The sequence below is a fragment of the Streptomyces flavofungini genome, from assembly GCF_041028215.1.
Taxonomy (GTDB): domain Bacteria; phylum Actinomycetota; class Actinomycetes; order Streptomycetales; family Streptomycetaceae; genus Streptomyces; species Streptomyces flavofungini_B.
In genome coordinates this window covers 1-2,741 of record NZ_JASKYR010000777.1, presented here as the reverse complement: position 1 = coordinate 2,741, position 2,741 = coordinate 1, and the positions used below count along the sequence as shown (strand labels likewise).

General features: G+C 70.8%; 2 protein-coding genes. Both read left to right on the top strand.

What is annotated here, in order from left to right; all coding sequences use genetic code 11:
- Positions 1-110 precede the first annotated feature (110 nt).
- Entirely contained in the window at positions 111-800 is a 690-nt protein-coding gene (mtrA, locus tag AB8Z36_RS34245; RefSeq protein WP_189176211.1) for a two-component system response regulator MtrA, read from the top strand.
- Position 801: 1 nt separating this feature from the next.
- The coding region (gene mtrB, locus AB8Z36_RS34240) for an MtrAB system histidine kinase MtrB (RefSeq protein WP_369217285.1) at positions 802-2,741 on the top strand (1,940 nt) is incomplete at its 3' end.

The window sequence follows — 2,741 nt, the reverse complement described above, 5'->3', positions numbered from 1 at the left end:
CGCGGGAGCGGCCGCTGTTGATCAGCGCAGACAGTGATGGCGCGGTACGACTATCGTCACAGGCCAGTGACCTCTCTCACCAGCAGCCCAGTCACTGTTACGAGAATGGGATGATGTCAGGCATGAAGGGACGAGTCCTTGTCGTCGACGACGACACCGCACTGGCCGAGATGCTCGGGATTGTGCTGCGTGGTGAAGGTTTTGAGCCGTCGTTCGTAGCTGATGGCGACAAGGCGCTGGCCGCTTTCCGGGAGGCCAAGCCTGATCTTGTGCTGCTCGACTTGATGCTGCCCGGACGGGACGGCATCGAGGTGTGCCGCCTGATCAGGGCGGAGTCGGGCGTACCGATCGTGATGCTCACGGCCAAGAGCGACACCGTGGATGTGGTGGTCGGTCTGGAGTCGGGGGCGGACGACTACATCGTCAAGCCGTTCAAGCCGAAGGAGCTGGTGGCCCGGATCAGGGCGCGGCTGCGGAGGTCGGAGGAGCCCGCGCCGGAGCAGCTCGCCATAGGTGACCTGGTCATCGACGTGGCCGGGCACTCCGTGAAGCGGGACGGGCAGTCGATCGCGCTGACGCCGTTGGAGTTCGACCTGCTGGTGGCGCTGGCGCGCAAGCCGTGGCAGGTGTTCACGCGCGAGGTGCTCCTTGAGCAGGTCTGGGGCTACCGGCACGCGGCGGACACCCGGCTGGTGAACGTGCACGTCCAGCGGCTGCGTTCCAAGGTCGAGCGGGACCCGGAGCGTCCGGAGATCGTGGTGACCGTGCGTGGCGTGGGTTACAAGGCCGGACCGAGCTGACATGAGCCGGGACAGTTCCACCCCGGCGCCCGGGGGTCCGGGGGCTCGTCCGGGGCGGACTGGCCCGGCGCGGCGCGCGTCCCGGTTCGGGGCGCTCGTCGACGGCGGGCTGCTGTTGCAGGGCGGGGTGCAGGGCAGCCCGGTGCTGCGGCTCTTCGTGCGCTGGGTGCGCCGCCCGCTGCTGCCCGCGGTGCGTCTCTGGCGGCGGAACATCCAGCTCAAGGTGGTCGTCACCACCCTGCTGATGTCCCTCGGCGTGGTGCTCATGCTGGGTTTCGCCGTCATGAGCTCGGTCAACAACGGCCTGCTCAAGGCCAAGGTGAAGGCGTCGCAGAGCCAGGCCGACGGTGGTTTCCGGGCCGCCCAGGACAGTGTGAACGCCGCGCGGCAGAACACCGGGCAGGGTCAGGACGGCAGCACCGTCGACGGGCGGAACGCCGCCGTGTGGCTGTCCGACCTCGTCGAGCAGCTCTCCAGCGGCGGGCAGAACGCGTTCGCCGTGGTGACGCTGACCTCCGCGAGCGACGCGGGCGTACGGGGGTCGCGGGCCTCGGGCGGTGTGGAGCCGATCCTGAGCGTGCCGGAGGAGCTGCGCAGCCGGGTCGACAAGGGCGCGGGCGTCTACCAGGCCAATACGCGCATCGTCTTCGACGACGGCCGTGAGGCGCAGCCCGGTCTGGTGATCGGCAAGCGGCTCAATGATCTTCAGGGCGATCCGTACCAGCTCTATTACCTCTTCCCGCTGACGCAGGAGGAGGAGTCGCTCAACCTCGTCAGGACGACGCTAGCGACCGCGGGACTGTTCGTCGTGGTGCTGCTCGGCGCCATCGCCTGGCTGGTGGTGCGCCAGGTGGTCACGCCCGTGCGGATGGCGGCGGGGATCGCCGAGCGGCTCTCCGCCGGGCGCCTTCAGGAACGTATGAAGGTCACCGGCGAGGACGACATCGCGCGGCTCGGCGAGGCCTTCAACAAGATGGCGCAGAACCTCCAGCTCAAGATCCAGCAGCTGGAGGAGCTGTCGCGGATGCAGCGGCGGTTCGTCTCCGATGTGTCGCACGAGCTGCGCACGCCGCTGACGACCGTACGGATGGCGGCGGACGTCATCCATGAGGCGCGGGAGGACTTCGATCCGGTGACCGCGCGGTCGGCGGAGCTGCTCGCCGACCAGCTCGACCGGTTCGAACTGCTGCTCGCCGACCTCCTGGAGATCAGCAGGTTCGACGCGGGTGCCGCCGCGCTGGAGGCGGACGCCATAGACCTGCGCGAGGTCGTGCGCAGGGTCGTCGGCGGCGCGGAGATGCTGGCCGAGCGCAAGGGCACCCACATAAGGGTCGTCGGGGACCAGCAGCCGGTGGTCGCCGAGGCCGACGCCCGGCGCGTGGAGCGGGTGCTGCGCAACCTCGTGGTCAATGCCGTGGAGCACGGTGAGGGCAAGGACGTCGTGGTGCGGCTCGCCGCGGCCGGCGGCGCCGTCGCCGTCGCCGTGCGGGACTACGGAGTGGGGCTCAAGCCCGGCGAGGCGACCCGGGTCTTCAGCCGCTTCTGGCGGGCGGACCCGGCACGCGCGCGTACCACCGGTGGTACGGGGCTCGGTCTCTCCATCGCCCTGGAGGACGCCCGGCTGCACGGCGGGTGGCTTCAGGCGTGGGGCGAGCCGGGCGGCGGTTCGCAGTTCCGGCTCACCTTGCCGAGGACGGCGGACGAGCCGCTGCGGGGCTCGCCCATACCGCTGGAGCCCGACGATTCGCGCCGCCACCGCGGGCTGAACGACGCGGGGCTGCCGCTGGAGGGCGCGGGCAAGCTGGCGACGGTTCCCGCGCAGGCGACCGCGTCGCCCGAGAGGGTGCCGCCGCCGGTTCCGGCCAAGGGGCCGATACCGCCGCGCCTCGCGCAGGCCGCGGCCGTGGACCCGACGGCGCTGCCCGGCAACGGCGCGCGGGT

Coding starts and splice junctions, on each gene's coding strand:
- mtrA (WP_189176211.1), top strand. CDS start 111: ATGATGTCAGGCATGAAGGGACGAGTCCTTGTCGTCGACGACGACACC.